Raw genomic sequence first — 21,391 nt, 5'->3', positions numbered from 1 at the left:
CGCGTTTTCTCCGCCAAGGACGAACATGAACGCCCTCGACCAGCGCCCCGCCAACGATCTGCTGTACCGCCTCGACGACCGTCCCCGGCCGTGGATCGCCTTTCTCGCCGCGCTGCAGCACCTGCTGGCGATCATCGTGCCGATCGTCACACCCGGCCTGCTGATCTGCCAGGCCATCGGCGTGTCGCCGCGCGACACCAACATCATCGTCTCCATGTCGCTGGTAATCTCCGGCATCGCCACCTTCCTGCAGTGCAGACGCTTCGGCCCTCTCGGCGCCGGGCTGCTGATCGTGCAGGGCACCAGCTTCAACTTCGTCGGCCCGCTGATCGGCGGCGGCGTGCTGCTGGTCAAGCAGGGCACGCCGGTGGAAGGCGTGATGGCGGCGATCTTCGGCGTGGTGATCGCCGGCTCCTTCATCGAGATGGGCGTCTCGCGCGTGCTGCCGTTCATCAAGCGGCTGATCACGCCGCTGGTCACCGGCATCGTGGTGCTGATGATCGGCCTGACGCTGATCAAGGTCGGCCTGATCAGCATGGGCGGCGGTTTCGCGGCCATGGGTGACGGCACCTTTGCCAGCCGCGAGAACCTGCTGATGTCCGGCGTGGTGCTGGCGGCGATCGTCGTGCTCAACCGCTTGCCGGTGGTCTGGATGCGCAGCTGCGCGATCATCATCGCGCTGGCCATTGGCTACGCGTTGGCCGCCTACCTGGGCCGCCTGAATTTTGCCGGCATGCACGAGGCGGCGCTGTTCCAGGTGCCGATGCCGCTGCACTTCGGCCTCGGCTTTTCCTGGAGCCTGTTCATTCCCATGGTGGTGATCTACCTGGTGACCTCGCTGGAAGCCATCGGCGACATCACCGCCACCAGCAAGATTTCCGGCCAGCCGGTCGAAGGGCCTGTCTGGATGCAGCGGATCAAGGGCGGCGTGCTGGTCAACGGCGCCAACTCGCTCTTGGCCGGCCTGTTCAACACCTTCCCCAGCTCGGTGTTCGCGCAGAACAACGGCATCATCCAGCTGACCGGTATCGCCAGCCGCTACGTGGGCCTGTGGATTGCCGCGATGCTGGTGGTGCTCGGGCTGTTCCCGGCGGTCGCCGGCGTGCTGCAGGCGGTGCCCGAGCCGGTGCTCGGTGGCGCCGCGCTGGTGATGTTCGGCGCGGTGGCCGCGGCCGGCATCAACATCATCGCCGGCGTGCGGCTGGATCGCCGCGCCCTGTTGATCATCTCGGTGTCGCTGGCACTGGGCCTCGGCGTTTCACAGGTGCCGGAATTCCTCGCGAACCTGCCGGCGGCGCTGCGCAACGTGCTGGAATCGGGCGTGGCCACCGGCGGCATCTGCGCGCTGCTGATGAACTGGTTCCTGCCCGAGTCGCCGGTGAACGACGAGCAAGCCCCCGTCTGATCCGGCCGCCCGCGCCTCCTGAGCGAGGCGCAGGCTCACCTCATTGGCGATCGCCAAGGCCGCGGTCAGCCCGGGCGATTCGATACCGAACAGGTTCACCAGGCCGGCAATGCCATGCGTGGCCGGGCCGTCGATCCGGAAATCCGCGGCCGGCTCGCCGGGGCCGCTGATCTTCGGACGGATGCCGGTGTAGGCCGGCTGCAGCGCGCCATCGGGCAGGCCTGGCCAGTAGCGGCGGATCGCGGCGTAGAAACGGGCCGCGCGGCTTTCATCCATTGCGTAATCGAGGCTGTCGACCCACTCGACGTCCGGGCCGAAACGCGCCTGGCCGCCCAGGTCCAGCGTCAGATGCACCCCCAGCCCACCGGGCTCGGGCAGCGGATAGACCAGATGGCGAAACGGCGTGGCGGTCGCCAGGCTGAAATAACTGCCCTTGGCGAAATAGCGCGGCGGTACCGACTCCGCCGCCAGGCCCTTGGTTTGCGCGGCGATCAGCGGTGCCGCGTGCCCGGCGCAGTTGATCACGCTCTTGGCGAGCAGCGTCATGGGCTCGTCACCACCGACCTCGACGCGCAATCCCGTCGCGGTGACCGCCATCGCCGTGACCGGCGCATGCAGCGCCAGCAGCGCGCCGGCCGCCTCGGCATCGCCCTGCAACGCCAGCATCAAGGCGTGACTGTCGACAATGCCGGTGCTCGGCGACAGCAGCCCGGCCACGGCGTTGAGCTGCGGCTCCAGCGCATTGACCTGTGCACCGTCGAGGCGCTGCAGATCGTCCACCCCATTGGCTCGGGCGTGCGCCTGCAGCGTCTCGAGGCCGGCCAGTTGCGACGCGTCCGTGGCGACGATCAGCTTGCCGCAGCGGCGATAGGGCACACCGTGACTGTCGCAGAACGCATAGAGCGCATCGCGCCCGGCCACGCACAGCCGCGCCTTGAGCGAGCCTTGCGGATAGTAGATACCGGCGTGAATCACTTCGCTGTTGCGTGAGCTGGTAGCCGTGCCGATGGCGGCCTCGGCCTCCAGGATCACCACCTCACGGCCGGCCTGCGCCAGCGTCCGCGCGACCGCGAGCCCCACCACGCCGGCACCGATAACCACGCAATCGACCTGTTCCATTGACTCGCTCCTCTTCGTTCGGCGGCCGCCAGCCTGCCGCAATATCGAACCGCGGCCAAGCCTCGCTTGCCTATAGTCGGGTATCGATGAATTTGACCGGAGGCCTTATGCGCATCGGCGTCATATCCGACACCCACGGCCTGCTGCGGCCCGAGGCACTGGCGGCCTTGGGCGGCTGCGAGCGCATCATTCATGCCGGCGACATCGGCAAGCCGGAGGTATTGGCAGGACTGCGCGCGCTGGCGCCGCTCGAGGCGATACGCGGCAATGTCGACAGCGGCGACTGGGCCGCGGCCATTCCCGAGCAGCTCGACCTGCAGCTCGGCGGGCTGCGCATCCACGTCACGCACGATGTGAAGACCATGGCGATCGATCCGGTTGCCGACGGCATCGACGTGGTGATCGCCGGGCATTCCCACCAGCCGAAGATCGAGGAACTCAACGGCGTGCTCTACCTCAACCCCGGCAGCGCCGGCCGCCGGCGCTTCACGCTGCCGATCAGCCTGGCCCTGCTGGATATCGAGGACGGCCAGCCACGGGCGCAGCTGGTCACGCTCGGCTGAGCCTCAGCTGACGCCCATGTAGCGGTCGGCCCGGTGGTTGACCGCCAGCACCAGGTTCAGCGCCACCGCGCCGAGCACCGACAGCGCGACCTTCTCCGGCGGCACGATGAACACGGCGGCGAGCACGATCAACGCATCGATGCCCATCTGAAAGGTCCCGGCACGCAGGCCAATGCGCGCCTGCAGATAGAGCGCCAGGATGTTCACCCCGCCCAGGCTGGCCTTGTGACGGAACAGCATCAGCAGCCCGACGCCCATGGCGAAGCCGCCGAACAGCGCCGCGTAGTAGATGTTCAGTTCAGCGAAGCGGATCCACTGCGGGGTCAGCTCCGCCAGCAGCGACACCAGCCCTACCGCGATCACGGTGCGCAGGGTGAAGCCCCAGCCCATGCGCCAGATCGCCAGCAGGTAGAAGGGGATGTTCAGGGTGAAGAACACCAGGCCGAAGGGCCAGCCGGCGACATATTTGAGCAGGAAGGCCAGCCCGACCGTACCGCCCGTGAGCAGGCCGGCATGGCTGTAGAAGGCGACGCCGAGCGCCACCATGGCGGTGCCGAGCAGCATCGCCAACGCATCCTCCCACAGCGGATGGCGTACGAAGATCGCGGCAATGCGTTCGGCCGGCTCGGCATCGTCGCGTTCGACATCGGTCAGCACCGCGTCGGTTCTGGGGTCCTGCATGACATCTGTCTCGTGGCGAGCGGAGGGAAAGCATAGGCGCTGGCGCCAGGTGAAGACTTGGCGCCGGTCAAGATCAGGTGGGGAAGGCTCGGCTCAGCGCCGCTGCCAGGTCTCGAACCGATACGCCGGTGCGGCGCCCTCGGCGGGGTGGGCCTGGCTGTCGATGCGCGCCCATTCGGCTTCGTCATAGGCCGGGAAGAAGGCATCGCCCTCAGGGCTGGCTTCGATGCGGGTCAGGTAGAGCCGCTGCGCCCGGGGCAGCGCCTGGGCATAGAGCTGCGCACCGCCGATCAACATCAGCTCATCGACACCCTGCTCGCGCGCCCATTGCTCGGCGCGCAGCAGCGCGGCGTCGAGCGAGGTGAAGGTCTCGGCACCTTCGAGCTGCAGGTCCGGCTGACGGCTGACCACCAGGTTCAGTCGCCCCGGCAAAGGCCGGCCGAGCGAATCCCAGGTCTTGCGGCCCATGATGATCGGCTTGCCGAGGGTCATGGCCTTGAAGTGCTTGAGATCGGCTGGCAGATGCCAGGGCATCTTGTTGTCGAGGCCGATGACCCGGTTGTCGGCAAGCGCCGCGATCATCGCCAGGGGAAGAGAGGTCTGATTCATGGCAGCGAGAATACCAGAGCGCCGGAGCAGCAGTCAGCGCCGCCAGATACACGTCGGCATCATCGAACGGTCATATTGGCTTTACCGAAGCGTCAAGCTGTCGTCATCGTCAGGCTTCAGGCTAACCGCTCCCCTTCCATGGAGACGCCCGCAATGGCCCGCCACAGCCGCACAACCCTGCGCCACCTGTTCGCCGCCTGCAGCCTGCTGCTGCCGATCGCCGCGTTTGCCGCCACGCCCGATGCCTCGCTCGCCGCCAAGAACGGCCGCGACGAACCCCAGCCGCTGATCATCGCCCACCGCGGCGCCAGCGGTTACGTGCCCGAGCACACCCTCGCCTCCTATGCGCTGGCGATCCTCCAGGGTGCCGATTACATCGAGCCGGACCTGGTCATGACCCGCGACGGCCAGCTGGTGGCCCGTCACGACAACGAGCTGGGGCTGACCACCGATGTGTCGCAACATCCCGAATTCGCCGACCGCAAGCGCACGCAACTGGTCGACGGCGTGAAGCTCACCGGCTGGTTCAGCGAAGACTTCACCCTGGCCGAGCTGAAAACACTGCGCGCCATCGAGCGCATCCCGGCGATCCGCCCCGGTAATGCACGGCTGGACGGAAGTCTGGAGATTCCGACGCTCCAGGAAATCATCGATCTGGTGAAAACCCTGCAGCTGAGCGAGCACCGTCGCATCGGCCTGTATCCGGAAACCAAGCACCCGACGCACTTCCAGAAGCTCGGCCTGGCGATGGAAAAACCGCTGGTGCGTATCCTCCATCGCAACGGCTATGCCGGCCGCAACGCGCCGGTGTACATCCAGTCGTTCGAAGTGGACAACCTCAAGACCCTCAGCGGTTTGACGCAACTGCGGCTGGTCCAGCTGTTCGGCGGCGGTCAGCCCTACGACCAGCAGGTGCGTGGCAGCGACCTGACCTACGCACAGATGGCCACCGCCAGCGGGCTCAAGGCCATTGCGCGCTACGCGGCGGGCGTCGGCCCGGAAAAGGGCTACATCATCCCGCGTGACGCCAATGGCAACCTCGGCCAGCCCACCGACTTCGTGCCGAATGCCCATGCAGCGGGCCTGAAAGTGCACCCCTACACCTTCCGCGCCGAGAACGCGTTCCTGCCGACCAACCTGCGCCAGGGCGACTCGCCCGCCGCGCGCGGCAATGTCGAGGCCGACATCGAGGCCTTCCTCGACGCCGGCATCGACGGGCTGTTCATCGATCAGCCGGATATCGCGGTGAAGGTTCGCGAAGACTGACGTCCAGCGCCATCGCGCCCGGCCAAAAGGCCGGGCGTTCGGCATCCCGGCTGGCTACAAGCGACGATGGCCGCTAGATCGAGCGCCTCAGCCGATCGCACCTGCCTGACGCAGCTCGGCCAGCTCGGCTTCGCCCTTGCCGAGCACCCGCCGGAGCACGCTCTCGGTGTGCTGACCATGCAACGGCGGGGCCGTCGGCGGCACGGTCGGGGTGCGCGACAGCCGCAGCGGGCTGCGCACCATGCGCACCTCAGCGGCCAGCGGATGCTCGGCGCTGATGACCAGGTCGCGGTAGCGCGCCGCCTCGGAGTCGAACGCCTGCGCCACGGTCTTCACCTCACCCACCGGGATGTTGCGCTCGCGCAGCGCGGCGATCAGCGCCTCGCTGGTCCAACTATCGAACGCCGCCTGCAGCTGCGGCAGGAGTTCCTCGCGGTGCTCGGTGCGGCCCTTGTTCTGGGTGAAGCGCGGGTCGCGGCACAGCGCCGGCCGCTCCAGCACCTCTTCGCACAAACGCCGGTACTGCTCGTCATTGCCCACCGCCAGGGCAATCCGGCCGTCGGCGGTATTGAACAGCTGATAGGGCACGATGCTGGGATGCGCATTGCCGAAGCGCTGCGGCACCTTGCCGGTGTTGAGGTAACCAGTGGCGATATTGGCGAGAAAATGCAACGCGCTGTCGGACAGCGCCACGTCCACCGCCTGGCCACGACCCGATTTTTCCCGCTCGTACAGCGCGGCGAGAATGCCCTGCACCGCATTCATGCCGGTGACCAAGTCGATGAAGGCCACGCCCAGGCGCATCGGTTCACCGTCCTTATCACCGGTGATGGACATGAAACCGCTCTCGGCCTGGATGATGAAGTCGTAGCCGGGGCGATTCTCCAGCGGGTTGTTCTGCCCGTAGCCGGTGATCGAGCAATGGATCAATCGGGGGTTGATTGCCGACAACGTCGCGTAGTCCAGGCCCAGGCGCTTGAGGCTGGCTGGCAGGAAGTTGTCCACCACGACATCGGCTTCGGCGGCCAGGTCGAGCACCAGTTGCCGGCCCGCCGGCGTGCGCATGTCCACCGCCAGGCTCTGCTTGTTGCGATTGGCGGTGAGGTAATAGGTCGAGACGCCCTGCACGGCCGGCGGCATCCAGCTGCGGGTGTCGTCGCCGCCGTCCAGGCTTTCGATCTTCCAGACTTCCGCACCGAGGTCGGCCAGGGCCATGGTCGACCAGGGGCCGGCAAGGATGCGCGTGAGATCGAGAACCTTGATGCCTTGCAGAACGCTCACCGGCGTCTCCTTTTCGGGTTGATGGGACGCAGCCGAAGGTGGCCCAAGCCGTTGCAAACCACAACCGGTGACCCCCGACCAAGTGTTCGATTACCGCACAGGATTTGGTGTAGAGCGATAACCAAGGCAACGCCATCCATTAAGGTGCGGATGTCGAACCGGCGGTCGATCAACAGGCTGATGCCCCGTCCGCCTTGCCGCTCGCGGCCCTACAACAATTACAAACGGAAGGATTTCCCATGACCTCGATGTTCAAGCGCGCCGTTCGCCTGCTAGCCCTGAGTGCCACGCTCCCGCTCGCCTCCTTCGTCCACGCCGCGGATTGGCCCACCGATAACGTACGCCTGGTGGTGCCTTACGCACCCGGCGGCACCACCGACATCCTCTCGCGCAAGGTCGCCGACCTGTTGCAGAAGGAGATCGGCACCGTGGTGGTGGAAAACCGCGCCGGCGCCGGCTCGACCATGGCCACCGGGCAGCTGGCTCGCGGCGGTCGCGGCGCCGACCACACCATTCTCATGGCCTCGCCCGGGCACACCATCGGCCCGGTGATCTACAAGAACCTGCCCTACGATCCGGTCAAGGATTTCAAATTCATCCGCAACGTCATCGAGATTCCCAACGTGATGGTGGTGCCGGCTGACAGCCCCTACAAGACGGTGCAGGCCTTCATCGATGCCGCCAAGGACAAGGAGATGACCTTCAGCTCCTCTGGCGTCGGCAGCTCGATCCACATGTCCGGCGAGCTGTTCAAGAACATGACCGGCACCAAGATGACCCACGTGCCCTTCCGTGGCAGCGGCGAAGCCCTGCCGGCGCTGCTCAGCGGCGACGTCGACGTCTCCTTCGAGAACATGCCCACCGTCCTGCCGCACATCAAATCCGGCAAGCTGCGGGCGCTGGCGGTCACCTCGGCCGAGCCCTCGCCTTACCTGCCCGGCGTCGAGCCGCTGTCGAAAATCGGCGCCGACATGGGCCTCGGCGATTTCGTCACCACCGCCTGGTTCGGCCTGATCGGCGATGACAGCCTGCCGGATGAGGCGGTCAAGACCTTGCAGAGCGCCCTCGACAAGGCAATGGATGATCCGAGCTTCAAAGACTTCGTCGCGCAGATCGGTGGCGAGCCGGCCAGCGAAGAAGGCGACGCCTTCCGCGAGTATGTCGCGCACGACGTCGAGCGCTGGCAGCGCGTTGCCGGCCAGGCCGAGCTCAAGTAAGGCGGAGGTGAACCATGACTGCTGCCGCCGCCCGCCGCCCGCGCTGGGCCAACGTCAACACCCTGCTCGGCGCATTCTGGCTGGCGGCCGCGCTGGTGTTCCTGTTCTACCTGGTGCCGAACTACATCGACGAGGCGCCGATGGTCGAGAACCCCATGCAGTCGCCACGCTGGTTGCCCAGCGTGGCCGGCTGGCTGGTGGCGGTGCTGTCGCTGGCGCTGATCATCGAAGGCTGCCTGCGCCCGCCCCGCCAAACGACCGCCGACGAGCGCGCACCGCTGCAGCGCCCGTTGCTGATGCTCGCCGGGCTGGCCGTCTACTGGCTGCTGTTCGAGCCGCTGGGCGCCATCGTCGCCGGCATTCTCGGCACCCTGCTGCTGTTCGCCGCGCATCCGGTACGCAAGCCCTGGTTGTATCTGCTGGCGATCGCGTTGCCGTGGCTGGTGAGCCTGCTGTTCATCCACATCCTCAACGTCCCGCTGCCGTCCGGCACGCTGTGGGACTGACCCGCCCCTTTCGCGAGTGACCGCATGGAACACTTTTCCGAAGTCCTGAGCCTGTTCCTCAGCGTCGACAACTTCATCGCGATCGGCATCGGCGTGCTGATCGGCGTGGTAGTGGGCGCGATTCCCGGGCTGACCGCCACCATGGCCGTCGCCCTGGCGCTGCCGTTCACCTTTTCCCTCGAACCGGTGACCGCCATCCTGCTGCTGGTGGGCATCTACAAGGGCGGCATGTATGGCGGTTCGATCACCGCCATCCTGATCCATACGCCCGGCTCGCCCGCCGCGGCCTGCACCCTGCTCGACGGCTATCCGCTGGCGCAGCAAGGCAAGGCGAAGAAGGCGCTGCAGATGGCGCTCTACTCGTCCTGCATCGCCGACGTGCTGTCCAACCTGGCGTTGATCCTGTTCGCTTCCTACCTGGCCAAGATCGCCCTGAATTTCGGCCCGCCGGAGTTCTTCTGGCTGATCTGCTTCTCGCTGACCATCATCATCTCGATTGCCGGCGAATCGGCGGTCAAGGGGCTGATCGCCGCCGCGCTGGGCGTGATCGTGGCCTCCATCGGCATGGATGTGGTCTACGGCAGCCAGCGGTTGACGTTCGGCAACTACAACCTGATGGACCGGGTGAATTTCGTGCCGTTGCTGATCGGCCTGTTCGCCGTGCCAGAGGTCATCGACTTCTACCTGAAGAAGGCGGCACCGCACATCAAGGCGGCGTCGAGCGGCGCCGGACTGACGCTCAAGGAGCTCAAGGCCAGCCTGAAGACCATCGTCCGTGGCTCGTTCATTGGCGTGATCATCGGCGCCGTGCCCGGCACCGGCGCGACCGCGGCGGCGTTCATCTCCTATAGCGAAGCCAAGCGCCGTTCACCCAACCGCGGCAACTTCGGCAAAGGCGAGCTGGAGGGCGTGGCAGCCTCGGAGTCGGGCAACAACGGCGTGGCCGGCGCCACGCTGATTCCGCTGCTGTCGCTGGGCATTCCGGGCGACGTGATCACGGCGATCATCCTCGGCGCCTTCATGATCCACGGCCTGACACCGGGCCCGGTGCTGTTCCAGGAAAACCTGACGCTGGTCTACGCGCTGTTCTGCGGGATCATGCTGAGTTCGGCGGTGCTGCTGTTCGTCGGTCACGGGGTGATCAAGTACTTCTCACTGGTCGCTGACATCCCGAAGGCGATCCTGCTGCCGATCGTGCTGATGTTCTGCGTCTACGGCTCGTTCGCGGTGAACAACAGCACCTTCGATATCGGCCTGATGCTGCTGTTCGGGGTGGTCGGCTACGTCTTCAACCGCACCGGCTTCGCCACCGCGCCCTTCCTGCTCGGCTTCATCCTCGGGCCGATGTTCGAGGACAACCTCCGGCGCACCCTGCTGATCGGCCGCGGCGACCCGATGATCTTTTTCCGTGGGCCGATCACCTGGCTCTTTATCCTGCTGACGGCGCTGTCGTTGATCTTCGCCGTGCGCCGCTACTGGCAGGAGCGCATCAGGGCCGCCTGACCGCGGGCGGGCGTTCTGCACCTAAGCGGGGCGGCACGCCGGCCGCGCCCGGGCGGTTGGCGATGGTCTGCAGGGTTCTTGCTGACCTTGAACACGCTCAGCAGCTCGTGCCAGACCCGCGTGCCGATCAGGCGAGCCAGTCGGGGCATCGATCTTCGGCGTCAGCCTGGAGTCGAAGAGGAAGACGCCGCCAGGGCGCATGAGCGGGCTCGGTCGTTCACGCGTCCGACCGGCAGCGGTTATGCTCTGGACCGAGCCCCTTGACGAGAATCCGCGTGCCCCAACCTCCCCTGCCGCCACTCGACCCACTCGACCGCCTCTGGCTGACCGAAGCCGTGCGCCTGCGTGAAGAACATGCCGGCCCGCTGGACGATGCCGAAGCCAACCGCCAGGCGCGCGCGCAAGGCGGCGAGCTGCCCGCGCTGATCGAGCATCGCGCGCTGTGGCTGGCGCGCCGAGACGGGCTGGTCGAAGCGCTGCGGCACCGGCGACAAGGCGCGAAGCTGGCCGGCATTGCGCTGGTGCTGCTGGCGTTGTTCACCGGCGCCGGGCTTGCCCTGGCAGCGCTGGGGGATGGCGTGCGGCCGGTCAACGTATTCTGGGCGCTGGGCAGCCTGCTGGGGTTGAACCTGCTGACCTTGCTCGGCTGGCTGCTGGGATTTTTCCTTGCCGGCGACAGCGGCGCCGCACTAGGCCGGCTGTGGCTGTGGCTCAGCCAGAAGCTCGCCCGTGACGCGCGCGCCGTGCAGCTGGCGCCGGCATTGCTGGCGGTACTCGACCAGCGCCGCCTGGGTCGCTGGCTGCTCGGCTTCGGCGTCCACGGGCTGTGGCTGGTGGCGATGAGCAGCGCCCTCTTGACGCTGCTGATGCTGCTCGCCACGCGCCGCTACGGCTTCGTTTGGGAAACCACCATCCTAGGCGACGCTACCTTTATCAACCTGACCCAGGCGCTCGGCGTGCTGCCTTCATGGCTGGGTTTCAGCGTGCCGGATATCGAGCAGATCCGTGCCAGTGGCGCGCTCGACAGCACCTTGGCCGGCAGCGCCGACACCGCGCGGCAAAGCTGGGCGGGCTGGCTGGTCGGCGTGGTGCTGGTCTACGGCCTCTTGCCGCGCCTGCTGCTGGCATTGCTGTGCCTATGGCGCTGGCGGCAGGGTCGCGCCCGGCTGGGGCTGAACCTGCAGCTGCCCGCCTACCGTCTGCTGCGCGAGCGCCTGCAACCGCCCAGCGAGCGCCTCGGCGTCAGCGATGCCGCGCCGCAGCAGCTGCACGCGCCCAGCGCCGGCGCCCAACTGGACGGCAGCGAAGGCGCCGTGCTGGTTGCCGTCGAGCTCGACCCGAGCCACCCCTGGCCGCCGAAGCTGCCCCGGTCGGTGGCCGATGCCGGCGTGCTGGACGACCGCGAACAACGCCGCCGGCTGCTCGAGCAGCTGACCCGCTTTCCGCCCGAACGCCTGGCCATCGCCTGCGACCCGCGGCGCTCGCCCGATCGCGGCACACTGGCGCTGATCGGCGAGCTGAGCCGTTGCGCTGCGCAAAGCCGCGTCTGGCTGCTGCAGCCGCCCGCAGGCGAAGCGCTGGACAGCCACCGGCTGCAGGATTGGCATCGGGCCCTGGACAGCGTTGGGCTGCCCCATTCCGGTAGCGCCCCCCTGACCTGGTTGGAGACTGGCCATGACTGATGCGATCGGCTCGGTTCCAGGCGGCGCCCTCCGGTGCCGCCAAGGCTTCGCCAACACCCGGCCGGGGGTTCTGCCATGAGCGCACCGCTGAAACTTGCCCTGGTCGGCCACACCAACGTCGGCAAGACCTCGCTGTTGCGCACCCTGACCCGCGATGTCGGCTTCGGCGAGGTCTCGCACCGGCCCAGTACCACCCGCCACGTCGAAGGCGCGCGATTGTCGGTGGACGGCGAACCGCTGCTGGAGCTCTACGACACGCCCGGCCTGGAAGACGCCATTGCCCTGCTCGAGCATCTGGAACGGATCGAGCGGCCCGGCGAGCGCCTCGACGGCCCGGCCCGCACCGCGCGGTTTCTCGAGGGCAGCGAGGCGCGCCAGCGTTTCGAGCAGGAAGCCAAGGTGCTGCGCCAGCTGCTCGCCAGCGATGCCGGGCTTTACGTGATCGACGCGCGCGAGCCGGTGCTGGCCAAGTACAAGGATGAGCTGGCGGTGCTGGCCGGCTGCGGCAAACCGCTGCTGCCGGTGCTCAACTTCGTGGCGCAGCCTGGACATCGCGAGGAGCAGTGGCGCGAAGCCCTGGCGCGGCTGGGCCTGCATGCACTGGTGCGCTTCGACAGCGTGGCGCCGCCGATCGATGGCGAGCGGCGACTCTATGAAAGCCTGGCCCTGCTGCTGGAACAGTCGCGGCCCAAGCTGCAGCGCCTGATCGACGATCATGAAGCCCAGGCCGCGGCGCGGCTGAGCGAGGGCAATCGGCTCATTGCCGACCTGCTGATCGACGTCGCCGCCTGCCGCCGTAGCGTTGCCGCGCAGCCCGAACTCGAGCGCGGCGCCATCCGGGAACTGCACGACGCAGTGCGTGCGCGCGAGCAACGATGCGTCGAAGCGCTGCTGCGGCTCTACGGCTTCCGCCCGCAGGACGCTGCGGCTGCCGATCTGCCGCTGCTCGACGGCCGCTGGGGTGACAACCTGTTCAACCCGGAGACGCTCAGGCAGCTGGGCGTAAAGATCGGCGGCGGGATGGCGGCCGGCGCAGCCGCCGGTGCCGGGGTCGACCTCATGGTCGGCGGGATCACCATGGGCGCCGCAGCCCTGCTCGGAGCCCTGGCCGGCGGCGGTGCCCAGACCGCCAGGCACTACGGCAACCGCCTGCTGGGCAAGCTCAAGGGCCAACGCGAACTCACCGTCGACGATGCCGTGCTGCGGCTGCTTGCGCTGCGTCAGCGGCAGTTGCTGATCGCCCTCGCCGCCCGTGGCCATGCCGCGATGGAAGCGATTCGCCTCGAGGCACCGGACGACAAGGCCTGGCGCGAGGGCAAACTGCCCGAGGCGCTGCACCGCTGCCGCGCACACCCGCGGTGGTCATCGCTCAATCCCGGCGCCCTGCCGCAGGACGTAGAGCGCCAGGCGGCCCTCGACGCGCTGCAAGCCGAACTGCGCAAGGGCTGAAAACCTTTTCGGCGTGGCAGTAGTTCATGGTGGGCTGAAGCCCACCCTACGGAAACTGGAGAATGCCGAGGACAAACCACGGTCGAGGCCCTGCAAGCCCAGGTGCCATCACGTCGAGTTGCACATCACCGATCTCGGCGTAGGGTGGGCTTCAGCCCACCGCCTCGCGTCCAGCAATGCGCTGGTGCTGCACCTCGACGCCCGACGAATCCTGACGACCGAGACGCAAGGTCCCCAGCGCCGCAATCATAATCAGCAGCCCGCCGATCCAGCCCTGCAAACCCAGCCGCTCCCCCAGCCAGAACCCGGCGATAAGGGCACCGAACAGCGGTTCGCAGCCCATCAGCAGCGATACCCGCGTGGCACTGCTGCGCGCCAGCGCGCGGTTCTGCGCGAACATGGCGAACAACGTGGCGAAGAGCACCAGATACAGGGTGCCAAACCAGAATTCCGGTTCCACCGGCAGCGCCGGCAGTCCGCCGGGCAGCGACACGCCGAGCAGGATGCAGCCCGCCGCGACGACTCCGCTCTGCACCGCGGTCAGCGCCAGTGCCGGAATTTCCCGGCCGGCCGTCAATCGCCGGGTCAGGCAGACCAGCAGCGCACGCAGCAACGCGGCGGCCAGCATCAGCGCATCGCCGAGATTGAGCGACAGCTGCGGCCCGCCAGTCAGCAGCCAGACGCCCGCCAGCGACAGCGCGCAGGCGAGGAACAGCCTGTTGTCCGGCCGCTGGCGCAGCAAGAGCCATTCCATGAACGGCGTGATCACCACGCACAGGCTGATGAGAAAGGCCGCGTTGCTGGCGCTGGTCAGCATCACGCCCCAGGTTTCGCAGAGAAAGATTCCCAGCATCACCAGCCCCAGCGGCACGCCCGGCCGAACGGCGCGCCAACCGTCACCTCGCAGCTGCGGCAGTAACAGGATGAAGGTCAACCCGAAGCGAACCGCGAGAAATCCCACGACCGGGTAGTACCCGAGCGCCTCCTTGGCCACCGTATAACTGCTGCCCCATATCACCGCCACCGTCAGCAGCATGGCGTCAGCCAGCCAGAGGTTGCGTCGCGTTACACCTTCCCCGAATCCCATGCCGAAGCGCCTCGTAGCTGAATGCATCGATTGTCCATTGATGCGCTGCATCTGATAATCCAGCGATCCAGCAAAGGACTTGTTCAGCATGAGAACGAATGAGCGAACCGCGTTGCTGCCTGGCATGGCGGTGTTCGTACAGGTGGTCGAGACCGGCAGCTTCTCCGCAGCAGCCCGCCAGCTGGGCATGACCGCTTCGGCGGTAAGCCGCCAGGTGGCGCGCCTGGAGCAAGCGCTGTCGCTCCGGCTGATGGAACGCACCACGCGGCAACTGCGGCTCAATGAAGCCGGCAGCGAGTTCTACGCCCATTGCCGGAGCATGCTCGACGCCGCCGACCAGGCACTGGCCATCGGCGAGCGCCTGATGAGCAGTCCGCGCGGGCTGGTGCGCCTGAGCGTGCCCAAGGCCTATGGCAAGTTCGTGATCAGCCCGTTGATGCCAGGCTTTTTGCGCCGCTACGCCGACGTCGACGTGCAGCTGCAGATCAGTGACCAGAGCCCGGACCTGATCGAAGACGGCTTCGACCTGCTGGTAAAGGTCACCGAGCAACCGCCCGAGGGCCTGGCCGGCAAACCATTGGGACCGGTGCGTCAGTTGCTCTGCGCCAGCCCGGCTTATCTCGAGCAGCAGGGGACGCCGCAGCATCCGCAGGATCTGCTCCGGCACAATTGCGTGTACCTGGGCGAACAGGCCGGCGACAATCGCTGGCACTTCAGCGATGGCGAGCGACAGGACGTGGTGACGGTGCGCGGGCGCTATGTCTGCAACCACAGCGAAGCGCGGCTGGAAGCGGTGCTGGCGGACCTGGGTATCAGCGTCCTGCCGCAGTTCACCGCGGCGCAAGCGCTGGCCGAAGGACGCTTGCGCGAAGTGCTGCCGCAATGGCGTTACACCGGCTCTTACCAGGGCGCGGCCTGGCTGCTGTGGCGGCAGAACCAGCACCTGCCGCCCAAGCAGCGGGTGCTGATCGATTACCTCAGCGAAGCGCTGGCGCAGCGCTGATCGCTGAGCCAGGCGCCCGACGAGGGATCAGTCGCGCTTGTTGGCGACTTCCTCGGCCATCCGCGTCAAGCCCAGGTGGCGCACGTCGGTGCCGCGCACCAGGTAGATCACCATTTCGGCGATGTTGCGCGCGTGGTCGCCGATCCGCTCCAGCGAACGCAATACCCAGATCACGCTGAGCACACGGGAGATCGAGCGCGGGTCTTCCATCATGTAGGTGACCAGCTCGCGCAGCGCAGTCTTGTACTCGCGATCGACGGTCTTGTCGTACTGCGCCACCGACAACGCCAGTTCGGCGTCGAAACGGGCGAAGGCATCCAGCGCTTCCTGCACCATGCGGCGCACCTGGTCGCCGATATGACGGACCTCGACGTAGCCGCGCGGCGACTCGCCGTCTTCGCACAGCTCGATGGCACGGCGGGCAATCTTGGTCGCCTCGTCACCGATGCGCTCCAGATCGATCACCGACTTGGAGATGCTGATGATCAGCCGCAGGTCGGACGCCGCTGGCTGGCGCCGAGCGAGGATACGAATGCACTCCTCGTCGATGTCGCGCTCCATGTGGTTGATCTGGTCATCGACGTCACGCACCTGCTGCGCCAGCCCGGAATCGGCCTCGATCAGCGCGGTGACCGCGTCGTTGACCTGCTTCTCCACCAGGCCGCCCATGGCCAGAAGATGGCTGCGCACCTCTTCCAGCTCGGCGTTGAACTGCTGGGAGATGTGTTGCGTGTGGCTGTCTTTGCTGATCATTGTTCTCGCTCCGAGGAGGCTGCCGCTAGGCGGCTCTGGTGCGCAGCGCACCTGGAAAATTGTCGAGTTAACGTTGAGGCCCTTGGGAAATCTTCACTGGTGCGGAGGGCGCGCGCTGACAGTACGAGTAGTACGGCAAGCGCGCCCGACAAAGCCAGAGGAGATTTCCCATGGCATCAACCGTAGCGGCCGGTGATGTAGTCTTCCGTCTGCTTCTTGTCGGGATTGGTGAACAGGGTATCGGTATCGCCGTACTCGATCAGCTTGCCCATGTACATGAAGGCGGTGTAATCGGACACCCGCGCGGCCTGCTGCATGTTGTGGGTGACGATGACGATGGTGTACTTGGCCTTGAGCTCGTAGATCAGCTCTTCGACTTTCAACGAGGAAATCGGGTCGAGCGCTGAGCTGGGCTCGTCGAGCAGCAACACTTCGGGCTGCACGGCGATGGTGCGGGCGATGACCAGGCGCTGCTGCTGGCCGCCGGAAAGGCCGAGTGCCGACTCGTGCAGACGATCCTTCACTTCTTCCCACAGCGCCGCACCCTTGAGCGCCCATTCGACGGTCTCGTCGAGCACGCGCTTCTGCTTGATGCCCTGGATGCGCAGGCCGTAGACCACGTTCTCGTAGATGCTCTTGGGGAACGGGTTGGGCTTCTGGAACACCATGCCGACGCGACGACGCAGGTCGGCGACGTCTTCGCCCTTGCGGTAGATATTGCGGCCGTCGAGGTTGATGGCGCCTTCGATGCGGCAACCATCGACCAGATCGTTCATCCGGTTGAAGCAGCGCAGCAGGGTGGATTTACCGCAACCGGACGGGCCGATGAAGGCCGTCACGCGCTGACGCGGGATGTTCATGCTGACGTTGTGGAGCGCCTGCTTTTCGCCGTAGTAGAGGCTCAGGTCCGGCACTTCGATGGCCACGGCTTCGCTGGCCAGATTCAGCGCGCGCTTGTCGCGACCCAGCGCCGATATATCGATGGAATGCGTCTTTGCTTGTGACATGGGATGTCTCCGTATCGCTGGAGGCTAGAAGCGCGGGCTGCACCCGTGCAGCGCCGGCCTCCAGCGTGTCTGTCGGCTATTAGTGGTCGAGCGCTTTGTATTTTTCGCGCAGATGGTTACGAATCACGACGGCACTGAGGTTGAGGATCGCGATCACCAGCACCAGCAGCAGCGCCGTTGCGTAAACCAGTGGCCGCGCCGCCTCGACGTTGGGGCTCTGGAAGCCGACGTCATAGATATGAAAGCCCAGGTGCATGATCTTCTGGTCGAGGTGCAGGTAGGGGTAGTTGCCGTTGAGCGGCAGGCTCGGTGCCAGCTTGACCACGCCCACCAGCATCAGCGGCGCGACTTCGCCAGCGGCGCGCGCCACCGCGAGGATCAGGCCGGTCATCATGGCCGGGCTGGCCATCGGCAGGACCACCTTCCACAGCGTCTCGGACTTGGTTGCGCCCAGTGCCAGCGAACCCTCGCGGAGAATGCGCGGGATACGTGCCAGGCCTTCCTCGGTGGCCACGATAACCACGGGCAGCGTCAGGATCGCCAGCGTCAGCGAGGCCCACATCAGGCCGGGCGTACCGAACACTGGCGCCGGCGCCGCTTCGGGATAAAAGATGCGATCGAGCGAGCCACCCAGGACATAGACGAAGAAGCCCAGGCCGAACACGCCGTAAACGATCGACGGCACGCCGGCGAGGTTGTTCACCGCGATGCGGATGATGCGGGTCAGGATGCCCTGCTTGGCATACTCGCGCAGGTAGACCGCGGCGATCACGCCGAACGGGGTGACGATCACGGCCATGATGAGGGTCATCAGCACGGTGCCGAAAATCGCCGGGAAGATGCCGCCCTCGGTGTTCGCCTCGCGCGGCTCGTCACTGACGAATTCCCACAGCTTGGCGAAGTAGAAGCCCAGCTTGTCGACCGTCGACATGGCGTTCGGGCGATAGGCGCGGACAATCTTGCCGAGGCTGATGTCCTTCTCCTGACCGTCCATGGTGCGCATGGTGATGCTGTCGCGGTTGAAGTCCTGGTAGAGCGCCGTCAGCTCGCCCTCCAGGGCCTTGTATTCGCCGTCCCACTGGGCACGTTCGGCATCGAGCTCAGCCTGAGCGGCCGCATCGAGCTTGTCGTCGAGCTCGAGCTTGCGGGTCTTGAGCCGCAGGCGTTCGAGGCCGTAATTGATGCGGCCGATGTCGACCTGCTCCAGCTTCGCAATCTGCTCGTGCAGGTCGTTGACGCGGTCGATCCGCTGCAGCAGCTCGGCCCAGGCAGCATCACCTTCGGCCACCAGCTGGCCCGCTTCCTTGACGTTCAGCAGTTCGCCATAGAAGTTGCCCCACTCGCGGCGCTCCAGCGCGACCAGATCGGCCGGCGTACGCGTATCGCTCAGCCACTCGCCGATGACCCAGGAGAAATCGGCGCCGTAGACCTCGCGGTTGCCGACCTTGAGCAACTCGCGGGTCATGAATTCGCCGCCCTCGACATCCACCGGCAGACCGCTGGCGGCCAGGCGTGCACGGGGCACCTCTTCGGCCTGCACCACCTCACCGGCCAGCACCCGTGGCTCGGCACCGGGCACCTTGTAGTCGGCGACCACCACGTCGGCCGGCCAGAAATGCTCGAGGCCGCGCACGGCGATCACCGCCAGCAGGCCGAGCGTCATGATCACGGCGATGGACACGGCGCCCGCGTTCATCCAGACCCAGGGGGTGCCGCTCTTGATCCAGGTTTTCAGCGAATCCTTTTTCACGGATCGATACCTTTGTCGAAATCTTGTCGCAGCCACTCGCGGCTACGTTTCTGCGCGCCCACGGGCGCGCCTTGTCTTACAGGCTGGCGTACTTGCGACGCAGGCGTTGGCGGATCAGCTCGGCCAGGGTGTTCATCACGAAGGTGAACATCAGCAGCACCATCGCGGCGAGGAACAGCACGCGGTAGTGAGTGCTGCCCACTTCCGATTCGGGCATTTCCACCGCGACGTTGGCCGCCAGGGTGCGCATGCCCTCGAAGATGTTGGCGTCCATGATCGGCGTGTTGCCGGTGGCCATGAGCACGATCATCGTCTCGCCCACGGCACGGCCCATGCCGATCATCAGCGCCGAGAAAATACCTGGGCTGGCGGTCAGCAGCACCACGCGGGTCAGCGTCTGCCAGGGCGTGGCGCCGAGCGCCAGCGAGCCCAGCGTGAGGCTTTTCGGCACGCTGAACACGGCGTCTTCGGCAATCGAGTAGATGGTCGGGATCACCGCGAAGCCCATCGCCAAGCCGATCACCAAGGCGTTGCGCTGATCGAAGGGGATGCCCATCTCATGCGACAGCCAGTGGCGCATGTCACCGTCGAACAGCCAGTTTTCCAGATGCCCGCTGACCGCCAGCGAGCCCCAGCCCACCAGCAGGATCACCGGAATCAGCAGCACCGCTTCCCAGCCGTCCGGCACGCTCAGGCGGACGCTCTCGGGCAGCCGGCTCCAGCACCAGCCGGCCAGCAGGATGCCCAGCGGCATCAGCAGCAACAGACTGAAAATGCCGGGCAGGTGGTTTTCCAGGTAAGGCGCGAGGAACAACCCGGCAAAGAAGCCGAGGATCACCGTCGGCAGCGCCTCCATCAGCTCGATGACCGGCTTGACCTTGCGCCGCAGCGTCGGGGCCATGAAGTAGGCCGTGTAGAAAGCCGCGCAGATGGCCAGCGGTGCGGCCAGCAGCATCGCGTAGAAGGCCGCCTTGAGGGTGCCGAACGCCAGCGGCGAAAGGCTCAGCTTGGGCTCGAAGTCGCCGGTCGCCGAGGTCGACTGCCAGACGTAATCGGGCTCCGGATAGCTCTCGTACCAGACCTTGCCCCACAGCGCGCTCCAGGAAATCTCCGGGTGCGGGTTGTCGATCACGAAGCGTTGCAGCTGGTCGCCCGACTCCACCAGCAGGCGAGTGGCCCGTGGCGACATGGCCGCCATTGCGGCGCCGTCAGCGACCTGCTCGGTCAGCAGGGTGCGGTGCGCGGTGCTGTGGAAAATCCCCAGCGTGCCGGCGCTATCGAGCGCGAGAAAACCCTTGCGCCGCTCCTCGGGAATGATCTGGCTGATCGGTTGCCCGTCCAGCTGGAAGCTGCGCACGTTCTTCAGTTCAGCCTGGCCGTCATTGCCACGGACCATGAACCACTGGCCGATGCCACCCGTCGAATCACCGACCATCAGCGAAATACCGCCGAGCAGCGAGGCCACCGTGGTGATTTCTCCCTTGCCGCCGAGCAGCTTATAACGCCCATTGAGCTGCTTGCGACGCAGATCGAAGACGTCGACACTGGCGCGGCCGCTGATGGCGAACAGCCACATGTGCCGCGGGTCGATGCGCAGCGCCTTGATCGGCTCGGACAGCTGCGGCAAGTCCAGACGCGTCTGTTCCAGGCTGGTCTCGCCTGTCAGCAGGTTCTCGGTGCTGGAGATGCTCAGGGCATGAAGGACGCCGGCGGTGGCGCCGGCGATCATCAGTGTCTTGCCGTTCAGGCTGATGGCCGCGTGCTCGATGGGCCGGCCTTGCGGGTCGAGGTTGAGCGGCTCCTCGCCAAAGGGGTAGTCCAGCTGGGGCGTGATGGTTTTCTGACCGTTGGGGTAGCTGACCTTGTAATTGTGCTCGGCGACCAATACCTGGCCGTTGCTCAGGCCGAGGATGATCCGGCGATTGCCCGGCGTGTCTTGGCCAACCGAAACGATGTGGCTGTCAGCAGGCAACGGCAGTGCGATGCTGCGCAGCGACTCGCCGGTTCGGACGCTGAAGAAGCGTACCTGACCATCCGCACCGAGGCGCATGGCGACCTTGTTCTGCTCTTCCACCGCCAACAGCAATGGCTCGCCTGCATCGGCCAGCCAGGCAGGCTGCTGCGCATCGCGCGCCTGCAGTTCGGCGCCCTGGAACATGGGCACAACGACCTGGCCGAGATAGAAGAAGATCAGGGTGATCGCGCCGAGCACGGCGAGGCCACCAATGGAAACGTACCAACGCGCCAGGTTGTCTTTCAGCGCGCGGATGCGACGCTTGCGCTGCAGAGCCGGGGTGTTGAAGTCCAGCCGTTGCACATCGGAATTCGCGCTCATGGTCTCTATATCGTTCATGCGAAGGGTCCTGGCCGCTCAGGCCGTCAAAACTGCAGCGCCATCTGGCGAGAGTCGTTTCACTGACTGCCGGGGGGCCGGTTGGGCGCCTAATCTAACCAAGCTGTGTGACAGAAAAATTACAACGGCGTGACGCAACGACGCCCACCAGCGCGAG

Annotated in this window: 17 protein-coding genes and 1 pseudogene; 9 read left to right on the top strand and 9 right to left on the bottom strand. The window is 66.3% G+C overall.

The features are described 5' to 3' along the window. Window positions 1–25 precede the first annotated feature (25 nt). The gene (locus KVO92_RS12520; RefSeq protein ID WP_217475964.1) at window positions 26–1,405 is read left to right on the top strand and encodes a nucleobase:cation symporter-2 family protein; all 1,380 of its coding nucleotides are present in this window, start codon (window positions 26–28) and stop codon (window positions 1,403–1,405) included. A gap of 36 nt (window positions 1,406–1,441) precedes the next feature. Here KVO92_RS12520 and KVO92_RS12515 read toward each other — a convergent pair. After that, window positions 1,442–2,566 (bottom strand): annotated as a pseudogene (locus KVO92_RS12515) (NAD(P)/FAD-dependent oxidoreductase); the annotation flags it as partial. A 65-nt stretch (window positions 2,567–2,631) separates the two neighbouring features. Here KVO92_RS12515 and KVO92_RS12510 point away from each other — a divergent pair. Continuing rightward, window positions 2,632–3,087, top strand: coding sequence for a metallophosphoesterase family protein (locus tag KVO92_RS12510; protein WP_217475963.1), 456 nt, complete (start codon window positions 2,632–2,634; stop codon window positions 3,085–3,087). A gap of 3 nt (window positions 3,088–3,090) precedes the next feature. On the opposite strand, the gene KVO92_RS12505 is transcribed toward KVO92_RS12510, so the two are convergent. Both KVO92_RS12505 and KVO92_RS12500 read right to left on the bottom strand, forming a co-directional pair. Beyond that, window positions 3,091–3,768: a YitT family protein gene (locus tag KVO92_RS12505; protein WP_217475962.1), complete on the bottom strand. Its 678-nt coding sequence runs from the start codon at window positions 3,766–3,768 to the stop codon at window positions 3,091–3,093. A gap of 93 nt (window positions 3,769–3,861) precedes the next feature. Then, entirely contained in the window at window positions 3,862–4,377 is a 516-nt protein-coding gene (locus KVO92_RS12500; protein ID WP_217475961.1) for a dihydrofolate reductase, read from the bottom strand. Between the two features lie 153 nt (window positions 4,378–4,530). On the opposite strand from KVO92_RS12500, the gene KVO92_RS12495 reads away from it, so the two are divergent. Then, window positions 4,531–5,643, top strand: coding sequence for a glycerophosphodiester phosphodiesterase (locus KVO92_RS12495; RefSeq protein WP_217475960.1), 1,113 nt, complete (start codon window positions 4,531–4,533; stop codon window positions 5,641–5,643). Window positions 5,644–5,730: 87 nt separating this feature from the next. On the opposite strand, the gene KVO92_RS12490 is transcribed toward KVO92_RS12495, so the two are convergent. Then, window positions 5,731–6,924 (bottom strand): CaiB/BaiF CoA transferase family protein, encoded by a 1,194-nt coding sequence (locus KVO92_RS12490; RefSeq protein ID WP_217475959.1) that lies wholly within the window; start codon window positions 6,922–6,924, stop codon window positions 5,731–5,733. 239 nt (window positions 6,925–7,163) lie between these two features. Between KVO92_RS12490 and KVO92_RS12485 the strand changes: the two genes are divergently transcribed. The 5 genes from KVO92_RS12485 (at window position 7,164) to KVO92_RS12465 (ending at window position 13,281) form a co-directional block, all read left to right on the top strand. After that, a complete protein-coding gene (locus tag KVO92_RS12485) occupies window positions 7,164–8,141 on the top strand; it encodes a Bug family tripartite tricarboxylate transporter substrate binding protein (protein WP_217475958.1) in 978 nt (325 codons plus the stop codon). 14 nt (window positions 8,142–8,155) lie between these two features. Continuing rightward, window positions 8,156–8,647, top strand: coding sequence for a tripartite tricarboxylate transporter TctB family protein (locus KVO92_RS12480; RefSeq protein ID WP_217475957.1), 492 nt, complete (start codon window positions 8,156–8,158; stop codon window positions 8,645–8,647). 24 nt (window positions 8,648–8,671) lie between these two features. Next, window positions 8,672–10,150 carry a tripartite tricarboxylate transporter permease gene (locus KVO92_RS12475; protein WP_217475956.1) on the top strand — a complete coding sequence of 493 codons (1,479 nt, stop codon included), beginning with the start codon at window positions 8,672–8,674 and terminating at the stop codon, window positions 10,148–10,150. 275 nt (window positions 10,151–10,425) lie between these two features. Next, a complete protein-coding gene (locus KVO92_RS12470) occupies window positions 10,426–11,832 on the top strand; it encodes a DUF2868 domain-containing protein (RefSeq protein WP_336512638.1) in 1,407 nt (468 codons plus the stop codon). Window positions 11,833–11,907: 75 nt separating this feature from the next. Next, window positions 11,908–13,281 carry a GTPase/DUF3482 domain-containing protein gene (locus KVO92_RS12465; protein ID WP_217475955.1) on the top strand — a complete coding sequence of 458 codons (1,374 nt, stop codon included), beginning with the start codon at window positions 11,908–11,910 and terminating at the stop codon, window positions 13,279–13,281. A gap of 151 nt (window positions 13,282–13,432) precedes the next feature. Here the strand turns inward: KVO92_RS12465 and KVO92_RS12460 are convergent, their stop codons facing one another. Beyond that, complete coding sequence (locus KVO92_RS12460; RefSeq protein WP_254621424.1) at window positions 13,433–14,368, bottom strand: DMT family transporter; 936 nt, start codon at window positions 14,366–14,368, stop codon at window positions 13,433–13,435. 88 nt (window positions 14,369–14,456) lie between these two features. Between KVO92_RS12460 and KVO92_RS12455 the strand changes: the two genes are divergently transcribed. Next, window positions 14,457–15,371: a LysR family transcriptional regulator gene (locus KVO92_RS12455; RefSeq protein ID WP_217475954.1), complete on the top strand. Its 915-nt coding sequence runs from the start codon at window positions 14,457–14,459 to the stop codon at window positions 15,369–15,371. Window positions 15,372–15,398: 27 nt separating this feature from the next. Here KVO92_RS12455 and phoU read toward each other — a convergent pair whose 3' ends face one another. The 4 genes from phoU to KVO92_RS12435 all read right to left on the bottom strand — a co-directional run bounded on the left by phoU (window position 15,399) and on the right by KVO92_RS12435 (window position 21,234). After that, the gene (gene phoU, locus KVO92_RS12450; protein WP_217475953.1) at window positions 15,399–16,124 is read right to left on the bottom strand and encodes a phosphate signaling complex protein PhoU; all 726 of its coding nucleotides are present in this window, start codon (window positions 16,122–16,124) and stop codon (window positions 15,399–15,401) included. 176 nt (window positions 16,125–16,300) lie between these two features. Beyond that, window positions 16,301–17,131, bottom strand: a complete 831-nt coding sequence (pstB, locus tag KVO92_RS12445) for a phosphate ABC transporter ATP-binding protein PstB (RefSeq protein WP_217475952.1) — start codon at window positions 17,129–17,131, stop codon at window positions 16,301–16,303. A gap of 79 nt (window positions 17,132–17,210) precedes the next feature. Further along, the gene (gene pstA, locus KVO92_RS12440) at window positions 17,211–18,881 is read right to left on the bottom strand and encodes a phosphate ABC transporter permease PstA (protein WP_336512637.1); all 1,671 of its coding nucleotides are present in this window, start codon (window positions 18,879–18,881) and stop codon (window positions 17,211–17,213) included. 76 nt (window positions 18,882–18,957) lie between these two features. Then, window positions 18,958–21,234, bottom strand: a complete 2,277-nt coding sequence (locus KVO92_RS12435) for an ABC transporter permease subunit (RefSeq protein WP_217475951.1) — start codon at window positions 21,232–21,234, stop codon at window positions 18,958–18,960. Window positions 21,235–21,391 lie beyond the last annotated feature (157 nt).

Source organism: Stutzerimonas stutzeri, assembly GCF_019090095.1.
Classification (GTDB): domain Bacteria; phylum Pseudomonadota; class Gammaproteobacteria; order Pseudomonadales; family Pseudomonadaceae; genus Stutzerimonas; species Stutzerimonas stutzeri_AN.
This window is presented reverse-complemented; position numbering and strand designations above follow the sequence as displayed.